Source organism: Absiella sp. AM29-15 (assembly GCF_003434225.1).
Classification (GTDB): Bacteria; Bacillota_I; Bacilli_A; order Erysipelotrichales; family Erysipelotrichaceae; genus Hoskinsella; species Hoskinsella hominis.
Genome location: NZ_QVFL01000005.1, coordinates 172213 through 195668, shown reverse-complemented (window position 1 = coordinate 195668; position 23456 = coordinate 172213). Strand labels below are relative to the sequence as shown.

Below are 23456 nucleotides of genomic sequence, written 5' to 3'. Positions count from 1 at the left end.
TTGTATCACTTGTGGAATTATATATAATGTTGGTAAGGAGGTTTCTATATGAAAATACGCATTGAACAGGATGCAGCTTACAAAGAAGAAGAAATCATCATCCATTGTGCGATGATACATCCCCGCTTACAAAAGCTCATCCATATGATGGAACAATATGCCATCTCTTTTGAAGTATATGATCACAATAAAACTTCATTTATTCCTATTGATGAAATATACTACTTGGAATCTGTGGACGGTAAAACCATCGTTTATACAAGTCATCACATTTATGAAATGAAGCAATCCCTTCAACAATTAGAAGAACGTTTAAAGAATACGACATTTTGTCGTATCAGCAAACATACGATTGTGAACATTTTATGGATTGATGCATTAGAACCATATGCCAATCACCGCTTGTTGCTGCACATGGAAAACAACGACAAGCTCATAGTGAATCGCATGTATTTGGAAACATTAAAGGCTGCCATTAGCCAGTAAGGAGGAATACTTTATGTATCGTTTTTTTCACAAATATCTACCCTATGGATGTATCTGCAGTGTTCTATGTATGATTGTGGAAAGCATCAATGCCATCCGTTTTTCCACAGCCATAGAAGGTACTGTTATTTTATCAGATATCGCCATGATTATGATTTTGACCATCGCATGTTATGTTATTGATTTCTATGATTTTAAAAGTTATCGTAGTTATTTTTTCACTCGATACGTGATATTATTTATCATCTTTATGATTGCGTATCAACTCTTTTTCACAATTCCATTCAGCTTTCATGGAGTTTTTAATTTATGGTTGATATACACAGTGAATATCCTTTTGATACAAGCTTATGTAAATCATACCGTTGTAAAAGAAACTGCCCAGATGAATGCCTTGTTACAAAAGAAAAAAGCAGAAAAAAATTAAAAAGGCTTTACAGCAAAACATTGTTACGTTATAATATCATTGTAACAAAACATTGTTCTATTGAAAGGAGGTATAACTTATGTTCCTACATCACACAAAAAAAGAAAAAGGATTTTACTATCATGCCGAAGAATTACGTTATGAAGAAAAAATGCAGTTCATGAAAAGCGCAGCATTTCAAAATAGTGCTCTCTTAGAAATCAAAATGAAATAATAACATTTTAATAACATTTTAATAACATTTCTAATCAAGCACCCCATCATTCCTGAATCATCTTATATTAATAAGACCATAAGAATGCTGCGTAAAAGAAAACATCAGACTTGTTTCTATTTCAATCTGATGTTTTTTTATATTTTAATATTTTTCAATGATACAATCATGATGTTTATGATTATCTGCTTCTGTAGAATAATTGATACCAACCAACAATATTTCATCAAAATTGCTTACTCGATCAACATATTTTTTCCTTTTGATCTGATCGATTGCTTCTTCTGCACTCTTATTATACTTAAGTTCTAAGATGATTGCTGGATACCCCTTTTTCTTCGGAGTGAATAGATAATCTACAAAACCTTTACCTGACTTATCTTCTCTTGTGACTTCATAATAATTTCTTGCATATAGATAACACAATGTAATCACACATGATAAGCTATTCTCATCGTTATATTTCAAAAATGGTATTTCTCGATCATGTGCTTCTTCTATATATTGTGCAACTTTTTCTCCATCCATCGCAATTGTCGCATCTAATACATTTTTAGAATTGCTAACGATATCTGCGACACCACCCATACTCTTTCTTTTTAGCACTCTTTGAAATTTTTCCATCAATTCATAATTTGGTATCCTCAAGAAACCATCATGATATGACAAGAATCCAAAGACAACCATCGCAGATAATATCTCATCTCGACTATCTAAGTGTAACTGTTCTGCGCCATATCCTTCCAATTCCACTTCTACAGGAATGCCTGCCACCATTTTCACAATGTCCTCTCTTACTGCATCTACATTATGTTCTATATATTCAGCTATTTCATCCATTGGTCCTGTTTCTGTCCAGTAGTTAAGACAGACACCATCCGTTATCGCAGATGAAACAGATCGTGGATTAAATAAACTTGAACCATTTGATTTGTAATATCCATCATACCATTTTTTTAATGTTTCAAATGATGGCTTCGTGTATTTCTTAGTTAATTCAACTATTTCCTCTTCATCAAACCCAAAATAATCTTCATAAATCCTATCATTCATAAAATTATATTCTTTAAACATATTCAACTCAGATCCGCTAGAGTATTTTGCGATTGGTAACACTCCTGTCATATAAGCCAATTCTACGTAAGATTGATCTTTTAATAATCCTTTTAAAAATTCCAGGTAAGCCTTTTTATCTTTTTCTTGCATAAAGTCCTTATAAAAGATACTATCCCATTCATCCATAATAAAGATGAATTTTTCATTTGTCCTCTTTAATAAGCTTTTTATTGGTTCTCCATGAACTTTCTCTATGCCATATACTTCTTTCAAATCTTCCTGAATACAATATTTTATCCAACTGATATATTCTTCATAGGTTGTGCATGGATCAGGCAATGTACTAAAATCAATATAGACTACATGATGTTTATTGATATGTTCTTCATAGGTTGATGTTTGTGCTATTTTTAAATTTTTAAACAAATCATGTGTATCATATCCTTTTGTATAATATGCGCCTAGCATATTTGCATTCATCGTTTTTCCAAATCTTCTAGGCCGTGTAATACAAATAAAACGATTTCTTGTTCTTATGAAGGAATTTAATTTATTAATCAGCAAACTTTTATCCACATATGGATCACTTGTGCTATCCATTTTAAATTGTTCCAAAGGATTATTCGTATCCAAATAATACATATCCATCACCTCATCTCTTTTTATATTATAGACTATTTTTTCCTCTTTTACTATGAAAAAAGCACTATCTATTGTTTTCATTAGACAATGCTTATCGTTCCTATTTATATTTTTCAATAATACAATCATGATGTTTATGATTATCTGCTTCCGTTGAATAATTGATACCAACCAACAATATTTCATCAAAATTGCTTACTCGATCAACATATTTTTTCCTTTTGATCTGATCGATTGCTTCTTGGGCTGTCTTATTATATTTCAGTTCTAAGATGATTGCTGGATACCCCTTTTTCTTCGGAGTGAAAAGATAATCTACAAATCCTTTGCCTGACTTATCTTCTCTTGTGACTTCATAATAATTTCTCGCATACAGATAACACAATGTAATCACACATGACAGACTATTTTCGTTATTATATTGTAAGAATGGTATTTCTCGATCATGTGCTTCTTCAATATATTGTGCGACTTTTTGTCCATCCATCGCAATTGTCGCATCTAATACATTTTTAGAATTATTGACGATATCTGCGACACCACCCATACTCTTTCTATTTAACACTCTTTGAAATTTTTCCATCAATTCATGATTTGGTATCCTCAAGAAACCATCATGATAAGACAAGAAACCAAAGACCACCATGGCGGATAATATTTCATCACGACTATCTAATTGTAATTGAGATGCAGCATACCCTTCCAATTCAACTTCTACAGGAATACCTGCCACCATTTTCACAATATCTTCTCTTACCTCATCTACATTATGTTCAATGTATTCCGCTATTTCATTTATTGGACCTGTTTCTGTCCAGTAGTTAAGACAGACACCATCGATTAACGCAGATGAAACAGAACGTGGATTAAATAAGCTAGTACCATCAGATTTATAATAACCATCGTACCATTTTTTTAATGTTTCAAATGATAGTTTTGGATATTGTTGTGTTAATTCTTTCACTTCTTTTTCATCAAAACCAAAATAATCTTCATAAATAGTGTCATTCATGAAATTATATTCTCTAAACATATTCAATTCAGAACCGGTAGAATATTTTGCAATCGGTAATACACCTGTCATATATGCTAATTCTACATATGTCTGCGTTTTAAATAGTCCCTTCAAAAATTCTAAAAAAGCCTTTTTATCCTTTTCTTGCATAAAATCTTTATAAAAGATGCTATCCCATTCATCCATAATAAAGATGAATTTTTCTTTTGTCCTCTTTAATAAGCTTTTTATTGGTTCTCCAGGAACTTTCTCTATGCCATATATTTCTTTCAAGTCTTCCTGAATACAATATTTTATCCAACTGATATATTCTTCATAGGATGTGCATGGATCAGGCAACGTACTAAAATCAATATAAATAACATGGTGTTTATTGATATGTTCTTCATAAGATGCAGTATGCGTTATTTTTAGATTTTTAAATAAATCATGTGTATCATATCCTTTTGTATAATATGCACCTAGCATATTTGCATTGATTGTTTTCCCAAATCTTCTTGGGCGGGTTATACAAAAATAACAACCTTCACTCCCTATGAAATCATTTAATTTATCAATCAACATGCTTTTATCCACATAAATTTTATTACTTAATACTTGTTGAAAAAATTTAATAGGCTCATCTGTATCTAGATAATACATATCCATCACCTCATCTCTTTTTATATTATAGACTATTTTCTCCTCTTTTACTATGAAAAAAGCACTGTCTACCTAATTCATTAGACAATCCTTATTCTTTTCTATTTCTGTTTTAGCTACTTTTTTCTCTGCATAATTTTCTACTCTCTCTTTGACGCATTATAAGCGTATCATTACATTTTTTATTTCTGATTTATTTTCCTGTTACTTGTTATTCTTAATTAATTTTTGTATAATGTAACTTAACAAATGGAGGTATTTTATGGAAGATCAAGAAAAATTCAAGCAAGATGCAACATCTGTATGCAAAATGCTGTTACTATATCTATTAATTCCATCTCTCATGGTGATTTTTGTAGGTGCATTACTCCTTGCTAGTGGATATAATGAATATGATTCTACTATGATGGCATCTGTGTTATGTCTAAGTGCGATGTCTATTTACATCATTCAACATTATCCGAAGCGAATGGATGTAACGTTGCCTTACCAAAAACCTGTAAAAAGCTTTACACGTCAGATATTTACTAGATATATCATGATTACCATTGGAATCACCTATCTTATTTCACTTTGTTTTAATTTATTTACATTGCTTGTACAAAATCAGATAGAATTTCATACCATTGATATGTCTATGGGAAATCAGCTTCTAATCAATATCTTTAATATTGTGTACAGTATCTTGTTGGCACCTTTATTTGAAGAATTGATTTTTAGAGGACTCATATTAGAGAAATTAAAACCTTATGGTACTCGTTTTGCGATATTGACTGTATCTATCCTGTTTGCATTATTTCATGGCAATCTGCCACAAACAGTTCCACTTTTCTTCTTTTCTATCGTGCTATGTAAGATGACTTTACGAAGTGAATCCATATATCCAGCTATTATCACACATATCATTTTTAATACCATTGGTACTGTGACATCCTTTATATCTAATATTTATATCGCCGCATTGATTGGATGGGTCATGATTATTTTCATGGGATATGCATTGATAAAAGTGATAAAGTATTTACGGAAACATCCTTTTAAAAACAGAGAAAAAGAAGCTTGGAGAGTACGTGACTTTTTCCATAACTGGGCTGGTATTATATTTTTGATTTTGATTATATTAAACATACTAACATCTATTGAATTATTATAAGACAGATTCATCTGTCTTTTTTTGTATATTACCAAATATTTGGATTATAATGTTCATAGGTGATCTTTATGGATACGTTACTATCTTATACAGCATGGATGATGAATGAACCAGAACCCTGGGGTATTTTTCATATACTTATGTTGTTAGTAGGGGTTCCTGTCACAATCTTTCTGGGATGGAAAACCCGACATATATCCCAAGCAATGCATCAGCGCTTGTTATTCATTCTTGGTATGATCCTTATCTTATTAGAGTTATATAAACAATTATTTTCTTATGCCATTGTAAATCATCATACTTATGACTGGTGGATTTTCCCCTTTCAATTATGTTCGCTGCCTATGTATTTGTGTGTTCTTTTGCCTTTCTTGAAAAAGCATTCGACTTCTATCATAGAAACCTTCTTGATGGATTTTACTATTCTAGGGGCTTCTATGGCACTTTTGTTTCCTGATGATATGATGCATTCCTATATTACATTAACGGCGCATGCTTTTTTATGGCACTTTATTTTATTGTTTATAGGATTCCATATTGCCTGGTATCGTAAGACTTTTGCTAAATATCATCTGGTCATACTGTTATTCATTTTTACCGCTGTATTGGCAACATGTTTTAATATGATATTTCATATTTATGGTGATATAGATATGTTTTATATCAGTCCTTATATGCCTTTTTCACAACCTGTTTTTGATATGCTAGAGCCAATTATTGGGCGCATACCAACCATTTTGATTTATTTAGTATGTGCCTGTGGTGGTGGACTGCTTATTCAAAAAATCATCGCATATAAAAAGCATCCGTAGATGCTTTCCTTTTACTTATTGGTGTATGAAATGATATACAGCACCAACCATTCCAGCCGTATTTCCTAGCTTTGCCTGTGTAATTTCCAGATCTTTCGCAAACATAGGCATGGCTTTTTCTTTGATTTTTTTACGTAATGGTGCTATCAAATATTCAGTTTCATTGCTTACACCACCGCCAATCACGATGATTTCTGGATTAAAGATATGCACAAGGGATACACAGCCTGCGACAATATCCTCTATCCATTCATTCACAACTTCCTGTATTTCCTGATCCCCTTTCTTCAGGCATTGAAATACTTCCATGCCATTCATGACTGGTCTTGATGGACAGCGTGCCTGTATTCTTCGTATTAAAGCTGATGTCGATGCATAACGCTCAAAGCAACCTTGATTTCCACATCCACATGGTTCTCCCTGCTCATGAAGTATCATATGTCCGATTTCTCCAGCAATGCCATTTCTTCCTGTCAACAGTGTTCCATTCACAATCATACCTCCGCCAATGCCAGTACCAATCGTAAATGCCACAACATTTTGATAACCTTTCGCAGCTCCCATCCATGCCTCGGCTAATACCATACAATCCGCATCATTCAATACGGTACAAGGCAAATGCAGCGTTTCTTCTATGCGCTCTTTGATATGACTGCCACAATATCCTGGCACAGAACCACCGGAGCCAATCACAACACCACTATGATCATCAATCTGACCAGTCGCAGAAACACCTACTCCTTTGATTTGTGCCAGATCAATTTCTTTTTCTGAAAGAAACATCAAAATCCCCTGCATCACTGCATCCATAAAGGGTATTTTATAATGATCAATATTTACAGGATATTTCGCAGATATGAGTACTTCTCCTGACGCATCCACAATACCTACTTTTACATCTGTACCACCAATATCAATTCCCAGATAGTCCATATGTTTCACCTTCTTCTATCATGAATTTGATAACGGCTTTTTCTACTCTTGTGCTTACATGCGTAATATCTGGTTTATGTAAATCTTCTGGGAAACAAATCGCAAAGCTGTCTTCTTCCAAAAGGAAAGAACCAAGAGCCGTTCCCTGATATTCTTGAAAATCATCCTCTTTCTGGTATTCATTTAATGCCTTTGTATGTAATAAGTCTGTGTATTCTACTATTTCATTGCCTTTTACCAATAACTGAATATCCCCATAAACCTGATGTCCTTCAAATGGTTTTTCTTCTGATGAAACCGTCTTACAATCAAATCTTCTTAATAAAACACGCTGTCCATCAATCGGTGTTTCACCCATTGAAGCATTACGCCATTCTTCTTTTTGAATATATGCAATTGCGATATCCAGATTTTTATTGATTCCGATATATCTGTTTAAATCTTTTAGTTTACCTGTAATCATAATGTTCTCCTTATTTTAAAAAGAAACTTCACAAGGAAGTTTCTAGTCACATGCATTTAATACTTCAATATCATTTACCTGATAATGAGCTTTAATTTCCTTAAATGACTGTTTTACTTTTTTTATTTCTTCTTCACTCAGGTTCATAAATGGCGCTCTGACATAACCGGCATCTACGCCCATCCAGCGAAGGCTTTCTTTGATGACTGCATAATAATCATATTTTAATGATGCTTCTATGATATCTACTGCGATTTTCTGTTTTTTCTGTGCACCAGCGATATCTCCACTTTTTACTTTTTGATAAATATCCTTGAATACATCCGGCATCATGGAATAGAAAGAACCGATGATTCCATCTGCTTCGTTGATAATACCACTGACTGCCATTTCATCTGCGCCAGAGTATACCATGAAATCCTGCGAAATCTTATCTTTACATTTGTAAATATCCTGATGTGTACATGCTGTATATTTGACACCTTTCACATTTGGAATGTTTGCTAGACGACAGATAAAATCAAAGCCTAATAGTCCAGCAAGTGGTACGTTGTATACAATCATAGGAAGTGGTGTTGACATAGACACGGCTTCATAGTATTTATAGATGTTTTCTTCTTTAAATTTCCAGTAGAATGGTGGCACGCTACTAATGGCATCTGCGCCTGTGGCATAGGCATGTTTTGCCAGATCGATACTAATCTTTGTGGAAATAGCACCAACATGAACGATGACAGGAATTCTTCCATGTACTTCATCAATTACAACTTCTACTACTTTTTTTCTTTCTTCTGGTGTCATTAAGAAGCCTTCACCCGTACTGCCTGTTAAATATAATCCATCCATTCCCCGCTCAATCAAATGATTGACCAGTTTACGCATTCTGTTTTCATCAAATTCTTCATGTTCATCAAAGGGTGTAATCAATGCTGGAATTACGCCTTTGATATTTTTTAATTCAAAGTTAGCCATTTCGATTCCTCCTAATATTTTCTTTTTATTTTACTTAAATCACCTTGTATGGCGAATAGCTTTATGTTTTGGAAGGTAAAGCGTAAATATATTTCTTTGCCTTTTAATTCACTCAGGGTATGTCCATTATAGGTGATATCACGATATCCATCCTCATCAGGTTCTGATACCTGCATAGATGCTGCCTCAAAGCCTTCAAAAGGAATGCCTTTACGATTGGTGATTTCCACTTTAAACTGTGCGTTTGTTTCTTCTTTCATAAGTACCTTTAAGTTATCGCCATATACATCAAATGCTGTGGTTTGTAGTATTGCATTTGTTTCTGTACGTTTATTTGTATAATAAGCGAATTGATCTTTTTCTACATAGCCGCGCATGAAACTTGTTTCTCTGAAATTGGTATGTTGTCCATTGCCTCCCATATAGTAGAAATACATCCTTCCATCTATTTCTACAGGGGCGGAAGCATAGATACATCCACAATCTGGTGCTCCAGTTGGATAATGTCCAGCACCTCTTGGGATAAAGGGTTCTTCATCATTGATACTGTCCCATGCATCTAAATTGGTTGTAAACTTCAGGAAACAATCTACTGTATCATAGTTTTCATCAATCTGATCGCCTTCATGGTATACAGAAGCAAGCCCTAAATACAGATTCGCATATTGAAATACCGGCATTGAGTAAACCTGATTCTGGAATCCATTTCCACGGTATACTTCCTGTGGTTCACTCCAATTAATGAAATCCGTACTTTCACTTTTTGCGACAATACGCAATCCATTTCGCCAGATTCTTGTCATTAAGATATAATGACCCGTTTTCTGATCACGAAAGACAAAGTTATGGGTATCTGCCTGGGGGTTGTATTTGGCCCATTCTCTTGGCTCTGTAAAATGGATACCATCCCTGGAAAAGGCAACTGCCATGAAATTGTTATGGCCGGCATAATCAATTTTTGTCATAAGTTTATATCGTTTATCTTTATCTTGTTCCTCTGTATCCAGAAAAACACTTGTGCCATGTGCATAAGGCAGAATGACATTGTTGCGTTTACTGCCATTGATTTCATGCAGATATAAATCTGGTTTTTCCCAATGAATACTATCTTTTGACTCCGCATAACATAAGGAAACAATGCGATCCTCTGTTGGTTTGTAACGTTTGTTTACACGTTCATTTAATGGTGTACGTGCCGCATCTTTATCATATGTAAAGACGGAATAATACAAACGATAGCGTTCTATTTGGGGATCATAAATCAGATTGGGATAAGAATTGTCGTAACGTACTTCCCATAGTCTGGGTGGTTCACTAAAGTAATCTTCATGAAACAATACTTTATTTTCTTTATGAATGGGATTTACATGTATTGCCGCATTCGACATAAGAAAGCCATCGACTAATCCACTATCCAGTAATAAAAATTTATTCATTGACTGCCTCCTTGCCATCATACAAATGACAATATACAAGATGGTTGTTTCCTACATCTTTTAAAACAGGTTCTTCATTCCTGCATATCTCCATACATTTTCTACAACGGTTGTGGAAAGGACATCCAGAAGGCTTATGAATTGGACTTGGGACATCTCCTTCCAATACAATACGTTTTCTTTTTTCACCGATTTTTGGAATAGGTACAGCGGATAATAATGCTTCGGTATATGGATGTAATGGTCGTTTTGAAAGTTCATCGCTGGTTGCGATTTCCATAACTTTTCCCAAATACATAACCACGATACGATCACTCATATATTCCACAACACTTAAATCATGCGCAATAAATACATAACTTAAATTCATTTTATGCTGGATTTCTTTCATCAGATTCAATACCTGTGCCTGAATGGATACATCTAATGCAGATACCGGCTCATCACAAATCACAACAGATGGATTGATACATAAAGCACGTGCTATACAAATTCTTTGACGCTGACCGCCGGAGAATTCATGTGGATAACGATAAATATAATCTGGTTGAAGATTTACCATCTCCATCATTTTTTTCATGATTTCTTCGCGTTCTTCCCGTTTATGAAAGCCATGTGCTTTTAATGGTTCTTCAAATGCATTATAAATCTTTTTCACAGGATTTAATGAACTGTAAGGATCTTGAAACACCATCTGTACCTGTTTTCTAAATTGAAACAGATCTTCTTTGTTCATCTTCGTAATATCTTTTAATACACCCTGATCATTATAAAGAATTTCTCCATCGCTTGGTTTTTCCAACATCAACAGGTTTTTACCCAACGTTGTTTTTCCACACCCGGATTCTCCTACAATACCTAATGTTTCACCTTTACGAATGCTTAAGGATACATCATCTAATGCTTTTACAGAAGCTATTTCCTTTTTGAAAAAGCCTCCATATACGGGAAAATACTTTTTCAGATGATTGACCTGAAATACGATTTCATGTTGTTCTTCCATAATTAGACCTCCTTATTGCCTTCAAATAATAAACACCTTACGATATGTCCGGGTTCTACTTCATAATTTTTGATTGTTTCTTTGAAACAGCGTTCACATGCCTGAGGGCATCGATTCGCAAATTCACAGCCTTCTTTACAATCTTTTGGATCAGGTGTCTGTCCTTCAATTGTTTCCAGCTTTTTGTTTTTATCCATACCAGGTACGGGTACACTTCTTAATAAAGCTTTGGTATATGGATGAGAAGGACGATTAAATATCTGTTTTGTGGAAGCATACTCCACAATACGTCCCATATACATAACTGCCGCATCATCCGCATTCTCCGCTACAAGTCCCATATTATGTGTAATCAACACAATAGATTTATTCTCTTTTTCCTGCAGCTCTTTCATTAGATCCATAATCTGGGCCTGAATTGTAACATCTAACGCTGTGGTAGGTTCATCCGCAATCAGAATATCAGGATTACATACCATAGCAATCGCAATCATAACACGCTGCTTCATACCACCGGAAAACTGGTGGGGATAATCTTTTACACGACTTCTTGGATCTGGAATACCCAGCTTTGCCAGCATATAAACAGCTTCCTCCAATGCTTCACTTTTCTTCATTTTTTTATTGTGCTGTAAAAGATTCTCCATGATTTGGGAACCAATGGTATACACAGGATTTAAAGAAGTCATGGGATCTTGAAAGATCATACCAATATGTTTTCCACGTATATCACGCATTTCTTTTCCATACTGTGGAAGCTTATTTAACATGACAGGCTTTCCATCACGATAATATGTTACACTGCCTTTTTCAATCTTTCCTGCTTTAGGAAGCAGGTTCATGACACTATGTACGGTAACACTTTTTCCACAACCGGATTCTCCAACGATTGCCAGTGTTTTTCCTTTATATACAGTGAAAGACGCATCTTTCACAATATCAACTTTTTCTCCGCCATTGTAGAAGCTTGTATGTAAATGTTCTACTTTCAGAATAATATCTTCACTCATAATTACGCCCTCCTACAACTGCTTTGGATCAAGAACATCTCGCAATCCATCCCCGAAGAAATTTACCGCAAGTACAAATAATGAAATCGTAATACCAGGAATCACCCATAACCACCAGTTATTCGCAATTACATCTAATGATTTTGCGGCATTCATAATATTGCCCCATGTAGCTACGGTATTGGGAACACCCAGTCCTAAGTAGCTTAGCCCTGCTTCACTTAAAATAAAGCCGGCACTGTTGATGGTTGTGGATACAATGATAGGGCTTAATGTATTTGGCAGGATCTGTTTAAACATAATCGTTAAATCACTGATACCAAATGCCTTATTTACCTCTACATATGTTTCTTCACGTAATACCATAAATTCATTTCGGATCATACGGAAGGTTGTCATCCATCCTGTAATGGAAAATATAATAATCAGATTCTGTACACCTTGGCTTAAAATCGCAACCATGATTAATATCAAAATCATTTGAGGGAACGTCTGCAGGATTTCAGACAAACGTATGAACAACATATCTATTTTTCCGCCAAAGTATCCGGCAACACATCCAAATACAACACCAACGAAGGAACCGCTTAATGCACTCAGGACACCAACGGTGATGGAGGTTCTTCCTCCATATAAAATTCTTGCGAATACATCTCTGCCCAGTTTATCCGTACCGAATATATGGGTGGATGATGGCGCAGCACCTACAGCCTTTAAATCAATAGCATTAGGATCGAAGGATGTAAATAAAGGCGCAAATACAGCGAGTATCAGAAACAACAAGATAATGATGATTCCCATAATTGCCAGTTTGTTTTTTAATAGACGTTTCATATTGCGATACAGCAATGATGATTGATTGATACTTAATTTCTTCATTATGCTCCTCCTTTTCTATTGATCTATACGAATTCTTGGATCTAGTAATGCATTGACCAGATCCACAAGGAAACTTGCGAATAATACAGCTGCCGCTATCATTAATGTCGTAATCATGATTACCGGATAATCGCCTGCTGTTACACCATTTAGGATTGTTGTGCCGATGCCAGGCCATGAGAAGATGGTTTCAATAATGACTGAACCACCTATCAGAATTGGCAGACGAAACATTAGAATAACCAGAATTGGTCCCAGTGCATTTCTAAACGCATGTTTCAAATATACCTTCCATTCAGGAATACCTTTACTTCTTGCCGTTTTTACATACTCTTTATTCATAACATCCAGCATAGAATTTCGTGTATAACGAAGCAATGCTGATATCATGGAGATACCCATTGTAATTGCGGGTAGAATCAGACTATTTAATTTCATAAAGAAACTGTCATCGCCATATTGTAGACGCCCTGCCGCTGGAAACCATCCAAGCTTAATCGCAAACAGCTGAATTACCAGAATACCAAAGAAGAAATGTGGAATAGATGTACCAATGACCGCAATAATTCTTCCTACATAATCGATGATGCCATTCTGGCGAATAGCAGATAATAAACCAATGCCAATCCCCAATACAGCTGAGATGACCAAAGCCACCATAGATAGTTCAATCGTTGCAGGTAACTTCATCGCAATAAGTTTTGCGATTGGTACACCATTGACGATACTATAGCCAAAATCACCATGCAGCAGATCAATCAGCCAGCGAAAATATCGGATAATGACTGGATCGTTTAATCCCAGCTGTTGTCTTAATGCCTCTATATTCGCCGTATTTGCGGCCATATCCGGAGATACCATATAATTGATAGGATCTACCGGTACAATTTGTAATGCCAAAAATACGATTAAGGATATGATAAACAGCATGGGTATGATTGCAAGAAATTTTTTAACAAAATATTTCAGCATATGCTACCTCCCGTTTTTATATATGAGGGAGTGTTGCCACTCCCTGTAAAATGAACAGTTTATTTAACATCCCATTTTTCAAACTGTTTGTCATAAGAATACCAAGGATTACCAAATGTAATACCATCTGGCAATACAATGTGATTTGTATTGACGAAAATCTTATTCTTTAACGTATACATAGGAAGCTTGAATAAATCTTTTTGTTCCTGTACCTGTAGTTTCTTTAAGATTTCAGCACGTTTTGCCTGATCTGTTTCCGCAACTAATTGATTATATAAATCATCAAAGTCGCCTGTTTTACCAAAGATGTTCTTGAAGTTTGCGTTCTGTGAAGTATATTCACCATAATATTCTTCAAAACCAAATGCAGATAATCCTTTTAATGCGATATCATAGTTCTTTACACTGAATAATGCAGTAGTAGAGTCACCTGTAATCTTTACAGCATCGACTTTCATGCCAACTTCTGTTAAATACTGGGTAACCGCATTGATAAAGTCAATAGAAGTCTGATCTCCATAATAGTAGATAATCTTCAATGGTTCATTAAAGTCCCATCCAGCTTCCTTCAACAGTTTCTTAGCTTTATCTGGATTATATTCGTACTGATTCAAGTCTTTATCATAGCCATTATAGCCTTCTGGTACACCAGCATTGCTGACAACACCTAAATCTGGATATAATTTATCAATTAATTCTTTTCGATTAATTGCATACATGATTGCTTCACGCACACGTGGATCTGCCATCTTTTCATTCTTCTTACCATTAGCATCTTCATAATTTACAATGAAATAACGATAGAATAATGTATCTACACTAAATGATTTATAACCATCAATTTTATTAAGTTCTTCAATCATACCAGGTGAATTGCTCTTCATGAAGTCAGATTTTCCACTCTGTGCAGCCGTTAATGCATCACCTACAATATTGACGATAACTTTATCAATCTTTGGTTTTTCACCATTGTAATTATCATCACGTATTAATTCAATGTAGTTACCTGGTTGGAAATCACCAATCTTATACATACCATCTGTGACTGGTTTTTCCCAATATGGATCATTATGTAACTGTAATGGATCAGATTTCTCTAAACAATGCTTTGGCAAAATCACAAACTGTGCTAGTACATTCATGATATTACCTACTTTATGATCAAATTTAATGGTAAGTGTACTACCATCCACAGTGATACCTTTCAAAGAATCCGCCTTGCCTGATTTCCAGTCATCAGCACCCTGAATATTAGAGAATGCGGATGTATAGATACCATTAGCAAGTGCTGCTTTCAAAATCGTTTCCATTGACCACTTCACATCATCCGCTGTAAGTGGCTCGCCATCAGACCATTTCAAGCCATCATTCATTTCAATAGTCAACGTTAAGCCATCATCACTTAACTTATAACTTTTTGCCAAGTCAGGGCTAACCTTAGTCAGTGTTGAATCAGCCTTAAACAAGTGACGGAATACTAATTCTTTATATAACTCGCCATTGTTTACCCAGACATAATCAAATTTTGTATCCAGGTTTCCACCTTTTTCAGCTGCGATATTAATTACTTTTTCTTTACCTTTATCTGCTTCTTTATTACTTGAACAGCCAGCTAATGTTGTCACACATAAGAAAGCTGCCAAAACGCCTGTAAATAATTTTTTCATAAATTCTCCTTTCTTTTCAGTTCCTCTACGAACTGCTTTGCTATTTCATATGGGCGGGTAATTGCACTACCGACAACGACACATAATGCTCCAGCTTTTAGCACCTTGACGGCTTTGTCTGGTGTATCTACATGTCCTTCACCAATCACTGGTATTCCTAACGCTGATAATTTTGAAATCAGTGTGTAATCAGGAACAGGTGCATCTTTACTCTCTTGTGTATATCCACATAATGTTGTCCCAACAAAATCCACACCAAGTTCATATGCCCGCTTACCTTCTTCGTAAGTAGCGATATCTGCCATCAATACCATATTCGGATATTTTTCTTTAATATCGTGAATAAATGCTTCCAGTGTACGATGATCTGCACGAACACGATTCGTACAATCGAAGGCAACAATATCACATTGACATTTTGCTAAAGCATCAATTTCTGCCATTGTCGCCGTGATATATTGTGGTGAATCCGGATAGTCTTTTTTGATGATTCCAATGATTGGCAAGTCTACAACCGCCTTGATTTCTTGAATATCACGTACAGTGTTTGCCCTTATGCCAACAGCCCCTGCCTGATAAGCTGCTTTCGCAAATAACGGCATCACACCACCCTTATCGCTGTACATAGGTTCTTGTTCTAATGCCTGGCAGGACACAATCAACCCACCTTTTATTTTCTCTATTAATTCTGTTTTTTCCATGTTTCTTTACATCGTTCCTTTCCTCTATACATCGTAAGCGCTTACTTCAATACTCAAAAAAAATGGTACCATCCTGTATAAATCTCATGCTATAATCTAATCAACAAGTAACTCTGTTTTGCATCTCCTTTCTGGTTTATTCCTCCTACATCTATTATTCTAATGAAGTAACACTTCAAAATAAATGCATAAATTGCTAAGTACATTGTAAAAATTGACATGTGAGGTGACATAAATGGCTAAGTTCGATAAAAATGGTAAAGATACAGACAATTTCTTTTGCGCACAGGTATTCAATAAAGACACGGATTTATTCTCTCCGGATATGCATAGATTCTATGAAATCCTTTTCTTCCTTAGTGGAAATATCACGTATTATATCGAAGATCAGGCTTGCGATATAGAATCCGGGGATATTTTGATTATTGATATGGATACACTCCATTACCCTCAAAAAAAGAAGAATGCCCGATTAAATCGTATAGCATTAGACCTTGATCCTAAATATGTGGAACTGTTAAGCACAAGTGATACAGACCTTACCTATTGTTTTAAACAACCCAGAACCATGATCCATCGAGCAAAGTGCAACCCTGAAGAATATCGCCAGCTGATTACACTTTTTGAAAGTCTGTTAAATGTACAAACTAAAAAATTCTTTGGTTCTGATGTACTGGGAGATGCGTTTGTGATTCAATTATTGGTTTTAATTAATAAAATGTTTTATAATCTTGATGGTAAACTTATTGAAAGTGTGCCCGTACAGGAATCCATCGTCAATCAAATCGAATATTATATTTCCCAAAAATTCAATGAAGATATTAGACTTGATCAATTTGAAGAACAGTTCTTCTTAAGCAAATATCATATTTGCAGGAAATTCAAAGAAGCAAAAGGTATTTCCATCCATGCCTTTCTTACAGAAAAACGCCTGGAGCATGCCTTATCTCTTTTGAAACTTGGTATGCCAGTACATGAGGTTTATTTACAATGTGGATTCAATGATTATTCCAGTTTCTATCGAGCTTTTGTGAAGAAACATGGTATCAGTCCTAAAGAATTTATCAAAGATTATCAAACGATGAAATAGAAAAAAAAACAGGCAAATCGCCTGTTATTCAATGCTTTTATGTAAGATTGAAGAAGCTGTTCTGGTTTTCATTTCCTTGGTTTTTTCAATATCCAATAAAGAATACCCGGTACAGAGTAAATCTGTCACATACAGTTGAGATATCTTTGCCACTAAAGAGCCGCCTTCAATATACGACTCTTTTTTTGCGGTCAGCAGCACATAATCTGAGATGGCTGCTAAAGGAGAAAGTGGAAAATTTGTAATACTGATAATTTTCGCACCCGCCTGTTTCGCAAAAGATACAGAATCCACGATATCTTTGGTTCTTCCAGAAAGTGAAAACGCTATGACCACATCATCTTTATTCAATATGGATGCAGTCATATTCTGAAAGTGTGGATCACTCACTGTTTTGATCAATACACCAATCCTTAAAAATCTTATTTCTAATTCTTTCGCTGCTTCAGCAGAACTGCCCACGCCAAACGCCACAATGCGATTTGCCTCTTTTATCACATGAATCGCCTTATTTAGCTCTTGTATAGATAACATGTCCTTAGTAGAAGAAACGACTCTTTGAAAATTCATCTGTATCTTTTCCACATAGGTTTCACCACTTGTTTCATCAACATCACCATGTTGCGCAATTGATAATTTCAAATTCTGAAAACCATCATAGCCAATTTTCCTGCAAAAGCGCACAATACTGGCATCACCAACACAAATTGCATTCGCAAGCTCTGATAGCGAAAGATACATCACTTTACTTTTTTCTTTTAAGATATAATCTGCGATAATTTTTTCTGTCTTTGTAAGTGTAGGATACAATGATTCTATCGTATTATAACAATTCATTTCTATATCACCCCTTTGTTTTTGGGATGTAAAGCAAAGTTCTTGTTTACGATTATAGCTATTTCATTATATCACGATTTATGTATTTGACTATGCTTCTTTCACACATTCCTTCAATATAAGTAAAAATAAGATAATGCCAACTCCTGTCAAAATATGCCCGACACCAGCAATACCGGAAATCATTCCATTCATACCACTGCTTACCACTGTTTGATTCACCTGAAGAATACCTCTCACAAACAACATGATGGTTGTGATCAATACTCCTGGATGATATATTCTAAGAAACAATTTATATTTTTTAGATTCATCAATAGCGAATAATTTAATACAGAATGTCACAATCAAAAACATGACCATCCCTAGCAAAAATAAATGTGTATGAACAAACGCTAAATCCGTTCTTCCACTAAAACCCTGAAACTTTGTAAATTCTCGATAAAATACACCACCAATCATTGCTAATATTGCATATATCATTGCATAATTCACTGTTTTCTTCATCATCTTTCCTCCTGTTTTTCATACAACAATCGTTCTAGTATTTCCTTTGTAAAACGACAATCCATACGCTGATGCGTTAAATCATTGATCATCATTTCCAATAGGAAACAAACAAAATCCTCTTTGGTAAACACCTCATTCCAGATAGAGGGATGAATGCGTTCATCCTGTTGTAAAGCATAAAGAAAACCATTTTGAATATGTATCATATACTTTTGTTCCATCTGTTTTCCTTTTTCTTTATCATTATCTTTTAAAATATTCAACTGCCCTAACAATACGGAAAAGAAAGCTTCACTATGTTTTACCAACCTTTGATACACTATTTCATAGAACTCGGTGAATGGCAGCTGACTGCTCATTTCACAGATATCTTGATGAAATACCTGTTTCCAGAAATTCTCAATAATCGCTAACACCAATTCTGACTTAGATGGAAAGTAATTATAGACCGCACCAACTGAGATATCATGCTTCTTTGCTAATGCACGAATACTCAATTTATCCATTCCATCCTGAAACACAATTTCCTGTGCTGTGTGTAATAATTCTTCTCTTGTCGTCACTACTTTATTCATATGGCACCTCCATCCTGAACAATGTTCATTATACTGGTACTACATCACTTATGCAAGCAGATTGCACAAAAAAAGCTATGCATTTTTCATAGCCTTTCCTCAATATGATATATCCAAAAAATATAATTCCTTTTCTTTTAAAATCGCTGTTACATCCAGCCATAATTGTTCACAAATCAGCTGATTCTTTTTCCAATAAGGCAGGTTTGTATTCATCAACATCCATTCCTTCAGGACAATTTCCTGTAGCATTTTTATATTATCTTGTCGCAATTTATCTAAAAAAATCACTTGTTCCTGCAGATCTAATTCTTTCATATCCTGTATAGTAACAGGCATAAGTCCCTGATAGTCTTTACCATAAAATGCATTGATTATCTTAATCTTTCCATCAATCATTGAATTAAATGTTGGTAATTCTTCGGCTGGTATCCAATATTCCTGATGTACCTGAGAACCAACGCACTGTACCTGATAGTTTTTGATATATTCATCCTGAATAGTAAATGCTGTCACAAACCCTGCATAACCTGAAATGCTGTCTTTAGTATTCCAATCCCTTGCAATTGTTGCTGCGTATTCTTCATTTAATACTGGATAGAATATTGGCTGTTCTTTTCTTCTTGGTGGATATCCATGACATCCATCTTTTAATATTTTTTCCATTTCAGATAATCCTACTGGCCGAAATAATTTCATATTTTCCACTTCTTTCTATTATCATTTTTAGTCTACATATAAGATATCATCTTTTGTCACTGTTATCAATTCTATCGTATTATATTCGCCATCAAAAAAATTCAACTTCATATGCAAGTTTTGGGTTTTCATATACATAAACGATTGTTCCAATGCACCCTTTTTTCACCTTTTTTGATAAATCTTTACAAGCAGTCACTACATCCAGCTCTTTCATCACTTTCCTTTTCATCAGTTTTGATAGCATTTTTCCTAATATTCTACATTCTTCCCATTGCTGATTTTCTTTCAACGCATCTTCTGTCCAGAGAAATGTATCTTTTGACATTTCATCGAATATCCCAGCAATTTTCAATATAAGGTTATAACATTCTTGATTAACCCAATTGTTTCCCCCAAAATTTCTATATAACATTTTGCACTTTCACAAAAATCCAATGCTATCTCATCAGTTACAGCAGTATCCTTTAATTGTTGTATTTGTTGTTCAGCATTCATAGAAAGTTGGTCAATGATTTCCATAGCATTCGTATAAAGCTGCATTAATTCCTTGTATTTATATATTTTTTTCTCCATGTTCTTTCTTCCATCTTTCAGCTGCTTCATCTAGTTCAGATGTCGTTTCAATTTTTATTTTGTCTAATTTCTCTTTATCAAAATAACGATTATCTTCTTGATATATTGCTTCTAAAAGCTCTTTTAAGCAATCTTGAATTTTAAACACACCTTCACAATGATCATGTAAATGTACACATATTTCACCAAATCGTTTATCAAATACAAGATAGTTTTGATTATCGATAATACCAATTGGAAGTTTATTCTTTGGTATACGGTATAACAGATGCTGCCATGCACTCCAGATATTATCTTTATCTTCCATATTGATACTAAGGATTTCCAAATGACTGAAATCATTTGCGTAAAAAGGTATTTCTTCCATAAACTTTATACTATATTGCTCAGATTTTAAAGAAGCTCCACCAAATAGATATAAAAATCGTTTATAATTAGAATTGAATTGATAGCCTAATTTCTTTTCCAATTCTGCAAATTTTTTATCAAAATCTTCAACAGGCTTTTTTAAATCAAAATACTTTGCAAACTTTGTGACATCATATGGTTTTCTATCCTTAGAAAATGTAAACACGATAACTACCTCCCTATTTTATTACATATCTTCTACTAATTCAAATGAAAGAATATCAAATGATATATCCATATCTAATTGTTGTAGTTTTTCTATAAATTCTTTTTTTAATGAATACCCAATTTGTCCATATTCAGAGCATAAATATATGATGATACATACTTCCTCATAGCATACTTTTAACTCTTTCATTATCTCTTTACGAGAATTTAGCAAATCTATAAAAGCATATAGTACTTTATCAAAATCATTTTCACTATAATATTTTTCTTTATATAGCCAAATATTATATTTTGATGTTCTATTGCCATGAAGCTGTTGATTTTTAAATATCATCCTTGAATTATGAATGCCTAGTTTATCATCTATTTTTGACAAATCTAATTCTTGATCTGAAATTCTCAAAAATATTGAACCTTGCATACAATTCCTCCTCGTACAATTACTTTTACATGTCATCGGATAGTGCTTCTTCAAACTTCTGAATCATTATCATGATCTCTTCTTTTTTCAATAAATATTGCAGCCAATTTTCTGGTATGGATTCATATCCGTAATAAATACCTGCAATTCCTCCAGCTAAAGCCCCAATTGTATCCGTGTCATCCCCTAGGTTAATTGCTGTAAGTAATGCTTGTGTATAATCATCAGTTATCATAAATGACCATAACACTGCTTCTAGTGTATCTACAATATAGCCAGATGATTTAATATCTTTATTTTCCAACTTCAACAAATCGTTTGTTAATATCCTTTTAAAATAATGAAATTCCTCGCCATAATCATTTTCACAATGGCATTTTATAAAATTTATCATTTCACAATATGCTTCATTTTTATTTTTTCCTTCCAATAACTGAATTGCATATTCAATATAGATAATACAGCCTAAAACTGATCTTTTGTGTTGATGAGTTAGCGAAGATACTTCCTTTATCATTTTAATTAATTCTATTGGCCCCGCATCTTTTAAATAGAAAACCAGAGGCAATATTCTCATAAGTGATCCATTACCATTATCATATTCACTCTTTCCTCCACATAACTCTGGAGGTATACCTAATTTAAATTTCTCAATAGCTTTTCTGGTAGATATCCCTATATCAAATACTTCATTCATTGGAGTAAGATAGCTTTCATCAAGATATCTCACAAAAAGTGTTGCAAGTTCTTTTAAAGAATATTCTTCAGTTAGATTTTGTATTAAACATAACATTAAAGAAGTATCATCAGACCATGCACCAAAATGTTGATGATGCGTTCCATAAGCTCTCATTTCCTTCACTGGATCATTTTCACGTTCTGCTCTTTTTGTGAATTCAACAGGAACACCCATTGCATCTCCAAGTATAAATCCCCATATTCCTCCATAAAGTTTTGATTGATACTCATTCTTCACTTCTATATTTATAGGAAATTTACTTTTAAAATGTATACAACCTTTTCGACAAAGATATACATCCACAGGCTTTTTTTCTTCCACATACTTTTCGCAATGATATACATCTATATCATAATTATTATGAATACAAGATTTACAAATCGGAATAGAAAGCATATTACCATGCTTTTCATAATATTCAGTATCACTTTTCCATCTTTCACCTATACTCAATTGTTGATTTTTCACTTTTTTCCGCCATTTCATTTTATTTATACTCCCTATATATTTACTTTTTTCATGATAAAAACGTTGTATTAAAGACTGGCTAATGTAATCTTTTCTCCTACTTCATATCTGTCAAAATCAGTTAATTTATGTGAAAAACTAATTATATTTCCTAAATAGGTATTCAAATTACATTGACACTTATAATCTTCATTTCTTATATCAATATGTATCATTACATGTCCCAAAGCATCTATTTTGATAAGTTCCAAAATCAAGGAAGATTCTTTAAATTTTTCAGAATCACTCCAGCTAACTGTATTCTTAGTTTCTATAAATTCATTTATCTTATCACTTAACTTAGATAATCTTCCACAATTTATATACGTTTGATGAATAGCACTAACTTTTTCTGTCACAAATTTAATGCGAACTTCATAAAATGTTTCATCTGTCCATATTTTTTCAATTACAATATTATCCATAATCTACCTCACTCA

Annotated in this window: 28 protein-coding genes; 6 read left to right on the top strand and 22 right to left on the bottom strand. The window is 34.0% G+C overall.

Going from position 1 to position 23456, the window contains the following annotated elements; genetic code table 11:
- Positions 1 to 48: 48 nt before the first annotated feature.
- The 3 genes from DW761_RS07275 to DW761_RS21635 all read left to right on the top strand — a co-directional run bounded on the left by DW761_RS07275 (position 49) and on the right by DW761_RS21635 (position 1127).
- On the top strand, positions 49 to 486 hold the full coding sequence (locus DW761_RS07275; RefSeq protein WP_117517182.1) for a LytTR family DNA-binding domain-containing protein: 438 nt from the start codon (positions 49 to 51) through the stop codon (positions 484 to 486).
- Between the two features lie 13 nt (positions 487 to 499).
- Positions 500 to 913 (top strand): hypothetical protein, encoded by a 414-nt coding sequence (locus tag DW761_RS07270; protein WP_117517180.1) that lies wholly within the window; start codon positions 500 to 502, stop codon positions 911 to 913.
- Positions 914 to 992: 79 nt separating this feature from the next.
- On the top strand, positions 993 to 1127 hold the full coding sequence (locus DW761_RS21635) for a hypothetical protein (RefSeq protein ID WP_255411930.1): 135 nt from the start codon (positions 993 to 995) through the stop codon (positions 1125 to 1127).
- Between the two features lie 144 nt (positions 1128 to 1271).
- Here DW761_RS21635 and DW761_RS07265 read toward each other — a convergent pair whose 3' ends face one another.
- Entirely contained in the window at positions 1272 to 2825 is a 1554-nt protein-coding gene (locus DW761_RS07265) for an AAA family ATPase (protein WP_158553765.1), read from the bottom strand.
- A gap of 100 nt (positions 2826 to 2925) precedes the next feature.
- Positions 2926 to 4482, bottom strand: coding sequence for an AAA family ATPase (locus DW761_RS07260; RefSeq protein ID WP_158553764.1), 1557 nt, complete (start codon positions 4480 to 4482; stop codon positions 2926 to 2928).
- 262 nt (positions 4483 to 4744) lie between these two features.
- On the opposite strand from DW761_RS07260, the gene DW761_RS07255 reads away from it, so the two are divergent.
- Positions 4745 to 5635 carry a CPBP family intramembrane glutamic endopeptidase gene (locus DW761_RS07255; RefSeq protein WP_117517174.1) on the top strand — a complete coding sequence of 297 codons (891 nt, stop codon included), beginning with the start codon at positions 4745 to 4747 and terminating at the stop codon, positions 5633 to 5635.
- A gap of 68 nt (positions 5636 to 5703) precedes the next feature.
- The gene (locus DW761_RS07250; protein WP_117517172.1) at positions 5704 to 6447 is read left to right on the top strand and encodes a YwaF family protein; all 744 of its coding nucleotides are present in this window, start codon (positions 5704 to 5706) and stop codon (positions 6445 to 6447) included.
- A gap of 15 nt (positions 6448 to 6462) precedes the next feature.
- Here DW761_RS07250 and DW761_RS07245 read toward each other — a convergent pair whose 3' ends face one another.
- The 10 genes from DW761_RS07245 to DW761_RS07200 are packed head-to-tail and all read right to left on the bottom strand — an operon-like array spanning position 6463 to position 16486.
- A complete protein-coding gene (locus tag DW761_RS07245; RefSeq protein WP_117517170.1) occupies positions 6463 to 7380 on the bottom strand; it encodes an ROK family protein in 918 nt (305 codons plus the stop codon).
- The gene (locus DW761_RS07240; protein WP_117517168.1) at positions 7361 to 7843 is read right to left on the bottom strand and encodes a YhcH/YjgK/YiaL family protein; all 483 of its coding nucleotides are present in this window, start codon (positions 7841 to 7843) and stop codon (positions 7361 to 7363) included. Before DW761_RS07240 ends, DW761_RS07245 begins: the two co-directional genes overlap by 20 nt.
- A 42-nt stretch (positions 7844 to 7885) precedes the next feature.
- Positions 7886 to 8815, bottom strand: a complete 930-nt coding sequence (locus tag DW761_RS07235; RefSeq protein ID WP_117455239.1) for a dihydrodipicolinate synthase family protein — start codon at positions 8813 to 8815, stop codon at positions 7886 to 7888.
- Between the two features lie 11 nt (positions 8816 to 8826).
- Entirely contained in the window at positions 8827 to 10251 is a 1425-nt protein-coding gene (locus tag DW761_RS07230) for a hypothetical protein (protein WP_117517166.1), read from the bottom strand.
- Positions 10244 to 11254 carry an ABC transporter ATP-binding protein gene (locus DW761_RS07225; RefSeq protein ID WP_117455235.1) on the bottom strand — a complete coding sequence of 337 codons (1011 nt, stop codon included), beginning with the start codon at positions 11252 to 11254 and terminating at the stop codon, positions 10244 to 10246. The genes DW761_RS07230 and DW761_RS07225 overlap by 8 nt, the downstream gene beginning before the upstream one ends.
- A gap of 2 nt (positions 11255 to 11256) precedes the next feature.
- A complete protein-coding gene (locus DW761_RS07220) occupies positions 11257 to 12264 on the bottom strand; it encodes an ABC transporter ATP-binding protein (RefSeq protein ID WP_117455233.1) in 1008 nt (335 codons plus the stop codon).
- Between the two features lie 12 nt (positions 12265 to 12276).
- On the bottom strand, positions 12277 to 13143 hold the full coding sequence (locus tag DW761_RS07215; protein ID WP_117455231.1) for an ABC transporter permease: 867 nt from the start codon (positions 13141 to 13143) through the stop codon (positions 12277 to 12279).
- A gap of 15 nt (positions 13144 to 13158) precedes the next feature.
- On the bottom strand, positions 13159 to 14115 hold the full coding sequence (locus tag DW761_RS07210) for an ABC transporter permease (RefSeq protein WP_117455229.1): 957 nt from the start codon (positions 14113 to 14115) through the stop codon (positions 13159 to 13161).
- A 59-nt stretch (positions 14116 to 14174) separates the two neighbouring features.
- On the bottom strand, positions 14175 to 15785 hold the full coding sequence (locus tag DW761_RS07205) for an ABC transporter substrate-binding protein (RefSeq protein WP_117517164.1): 1611 nt from the start codon (positions 15783 to 15785) through the stop codon (positions 14175 to 14177).
- A complete protein-coding gene (locus DW761_RS07200) occupies positions 15782 to 16486 on the bottom strand; it encodes an N-acetylmannosamine-6-phosphate 2-epimerase (RefSeq protein ID WP_117517162.1) in 705 nt (234 codons plus the stop codon). The genes DW761_RS07205 and DW761_RS07200 overlap by 4 nt, the downstream gene beginning before the upstream one ends.
- Before the next feature lie 235 nt (positions 16487 to 16721).
- Between DW761_RS07200 and DW761_RS07195 the strand changes: the two genes are divergently transcribed.
- Positions 16722 to 17576, top strand: coding sequence for an AraC family transcriptional regulator (locus tag DW761_RS07195; RefSeq protein WP_117455223.1), 855 nt, complete (start codon positions 16722 to 16724; stop codon positions 17574 to 17576).
- A 24-nt stretch (positions 17577 to 17600) separates the two neighbouring features.
- Here the strand turns inward: DW761_RS07195 and DW761_RS07190 are convergent, their stop codons facing one another.
- The 10 genes from DW761_RS07190 to DW761_RS07145 all read right to left on the bottom strand — a co-directional run bounded on the left by DW761_RS07190 (position 17601) and on the right by DW761_RS07145 (position 23441).
- Positions 17601 to 18413, bottom strand: a complete 813-nt coding sequence (locus DW761_RS07190) for a MurR/RpiR family transcriptional regulator (protein WP_117517160.1) — start codon at positions 18411 to 18413, stop codon at positions 17601 to 17603.
- A 90-nt stretch (positions 18414 to 18503) separates the two neighbouring features.
- Positions 18504 to 18920, bottom strand: coding sequence for a DUF2871 domain-containing protein (locus tag DW761_RS07185; protein WP_117455219.1), 417 nt, complete (start codon positions 18918 to 18920; stop codon positions 18504 to 18506).
- On the bottom strand, positions 18920 to 19498 hold the full coding sequence (locus DW761_RS07180) for a TetR/AcrR family transcriptional regulator (RefSeq protein WP_117455217.1): 579 nt from the start codon (positions 19496 to 19498) through the stop codon (positions 18920 to 18922). The genes DW761_RS07185 and DW761_RS07180 overlap by 1 nt, the downstream gene beginning before the upstream one ends.
- A gap of 99 nt (positions 19499 to 19597) precedes the next feature.
- On the bottom strand, positions 19598 to 20197 hold the full coding sequence (locus DW761_RS21165) for a hypothetical protein (protein WP_199485607.1): 600 nt from the start codon (positions 20195 to 20197) through the stop codon (positions 19598 to 19600).
- A gap of 91 nt (positions 20198 to 20288) precedes the next feature.
- A complete protein-coding gene (locus DW761_RS07170) occupies positions 20289 to 20525 on the bottom strand; it encodes a DUF4926 domain-containing protein (protein ID WP_158553763.1) in 237 nt (78 codons plus the stop codon).
- Positions 20526 to 20548: 23 nt separating this feature from the next.
- The gene (locus DW761_RS07165; RefSeq protein ID WP_117517156.1) at positions 20549 to 20773 is read right to left on the bottom strand and encodes a hypothetical protein; all 225 of its coding nucleotides are present in this window, start codon (positions 20771 to 20773) and stop codon (positions 20549 to 20551) included.
- Entirely contained in the window at positions 20754 to 21347 is a 594-nt protein-coding gene (locus DW761_RS07160) for an SMI1/KNR4 family protein (RefSeq protein WP_158553762.1), read from the bottom strand. Before DW761_RS07160 ends, DW761_RS07165 begins: the two co-directional genes overlap by 20 nt.
- Positions 21348 to 21368: 21 nt before the next feature.
- The gene (locus DW761_RS07155) at positions 21369 to 21770 is read right to left on the bottom strand and encodes a DUF4279 domain-containing protein (protein WP_158553761.1); all 402 of its coding nucleotides are present in this window, start codon (positions 21768 to 21770) and stop codon (positions 21369 to 21371) included.
- A 25-nt stretch (positions 21771 to 21795) separates the two neighbouring features.
- Entirely contained in the window at positions 21796 to 22830 is a 1035-nt protein-coding gene (locus DW761_RS07150) for an ADP-ribosylglycohydrolase family protein (protein WP_199485606.1), read from the bottom strand.
- A 215-nt stretch (positions 22831 to 23045) separates the two neighbouring features.
- Positions 23046 to 23441: a hypothetical protein gene (locus DW761_RS07145; protein WP_117517147.1), complete on the bottom strand. Its 396-nt coding sequence runs from the start codon at positions 23439 to 23441 to the stop codon at positions 23046 to 23048.
- Positions 23442 to 23456 lie beyond the last annotated feature (15 nt).

Coding starts and splice junctions, on each gene's coding strand:
- DW761_RS07275 (WP_117517182.1), top strand. CDS start 49: ATGAAAATACGCATTGAACAGGATGCAGCTTACAAAGAAGAAGAAATC.
- DW761_RS07270 (WP_117517180.1), top strand. CDS start 500: ATGTATCGTTTTTTTCACAAATATCTACCCTATGGATGTATCTGCAGT.
- DW761_RS21635 (WP_255411930.1), top strand. CDS start 993: ATGTTCCTACATCACACAAAAAAAGAAAAAGGATTTTACTATCATGCC.
- DW761_RS07265 (WP_158553765.1), bottom strand. CDS start 2,825: ATGTATTATTTGGATACGAATAATCCTTTGGAACAATTTAAAATGGAT.
- DW761_RS07260 (WP_158553764.1), bottom strand. CDS start 4,482: ATGTATTATCTAGATACAGATGAGCCTATTAAATTTTTTCAACAAGTA.
- DW761_RS07255 (WP_117517174.1), top strand. CDS start 4,745: ATGGAAGATCAAGAAAAATTCAAGCAAGATGCAACATCTGTATGCAAA.
- DW761_RS07250 (WP_117517172.1), top strand. CDS start 5,704: ATGGATACGTTACTATCTTATACAGCATGGATGATGAATGAACCAGAA.
- DW761_RS07245 (WP_117517170.1), bottom strand. CDS start 7,380: ATGGACTATCTGGGAATTGATATTGGTGGTACAGATGTAAAAGTAGGT.
- DW761_RS07240 (WP_117517168.1), bottom strand. CDS start 7,843: ATGATTACAGGTAAACTAAAAGATTTAAACAGATATATCGGAATCAAT.
- DW761_RS07235 (WP_117455239.1), bottom strand. CDS start 8,815: ATGGCTAACTTTGAATTAAAAAATATCAAAGGCGTAATTCCAGCATTG.
- DW761_RS07230 (WP_117517166.1), bottom strand. CDS start 10,251: ATGAATAAATTTTTATTACTGGATAGTGGATTAGTCGATGGCTTTCTT.
- DW761_RS07225 (WP_117455235.1), bottom strand. CDS start 11,254: ATGGAAGAACAACATGAAATCGTATTTCAGGTCAATCATCTGAAAAAG.
- DW761_RS07220 (WP_117455233.1), bottom strand. CDS start 12,264: ATGAGTGAAGATATTATTCTGAAAGTAGAACATTTACATACAAGCTTC.
- DW761_RS07215 (WP_117455231.1), bottom strand. CDS start 13,143: ATGAAGAAATTAAGTATCAATCAATCATCATTGCTGTATCGCAATATG.
- DW761_RS07210 (WP_117455229.1), bottom strand. CDS start 14,115: ATGCTGAAATATTTTGTTAAAAAATTTCTTGCAATCATACCCATGCTG.
- DW761_RS07205 (WP_117517164.1), bottom strand. CDS start 15,785: ATGAAAAAATTATTTACAGGCGTTTTGGCAGCTTTCTTATGTGTGACA.
- DW761_RS07200 (WP_117517162.1), bottom strand. CDS start 16,486: ATGGAAAAAACAGAATTAATAGAGAAAATAAAAGGTGGGTTGATTGTG.
- DW761_RS07195 (WP_117455223.1), top strand. CDS start 16,722: ATGGCTAAGTTCGATAAAAATGGTAAAGATACAGACAATTTCTTTTGC.
- DW761_RS07190 (WP_117517160.1), bottom strand. CDS start 18,413: ATGAATTGTTATAATACGATAGAATCATTGTATCCTACACTTACAAAG.
- DW761_RS07185 (WP_117455219.1), bottom strand. CDS start 18,920: ATGAAGAAAACAGTGAATTATGCAATGATATATGCAATATTAGCAATG.
- DW761_RS07180 (WP_117455217.1), bottom strand. CDS start 19,498: ATGAATAAAGTAGTGACGACAAGAGAAGAATTATTACACACAGCACAG.
- DW761_RS21165 (WP_199485607.1), bottom strand. CDS start 20,197: ATGAAATTATTTCGGCCAGTAGGATTATCTGAAATGGAAAAAATATTA.
- DW761_RS07170 (WP_158553763.1), bottom strand. CDS start 20,525: ATGTCAAAAGATACATTTCTCTGGACAGAAGATGCGTTGAAAGAAAAT.
- DW761_RS07165 (WP_117517156.1), bottom strand. CDS start 20,773: ATGGAGAAAAAAATATATAAATACAAGGAATTAATGCAGCTTTATACG.
- DW761_RS07155 (WP_158553761.1), bottom strand. CDS start 21,770: ATGCAAGGTTCAATATTTTTGAGAATTTCAGATCAAGAATTAGATTTG.
- DW761_RS07145 (WP_117517147.1), bottom strand. CDS start 23,441: ATGGATAATATTGTAATTGAAAAAATATGGACAGATGAAACATTTTAT.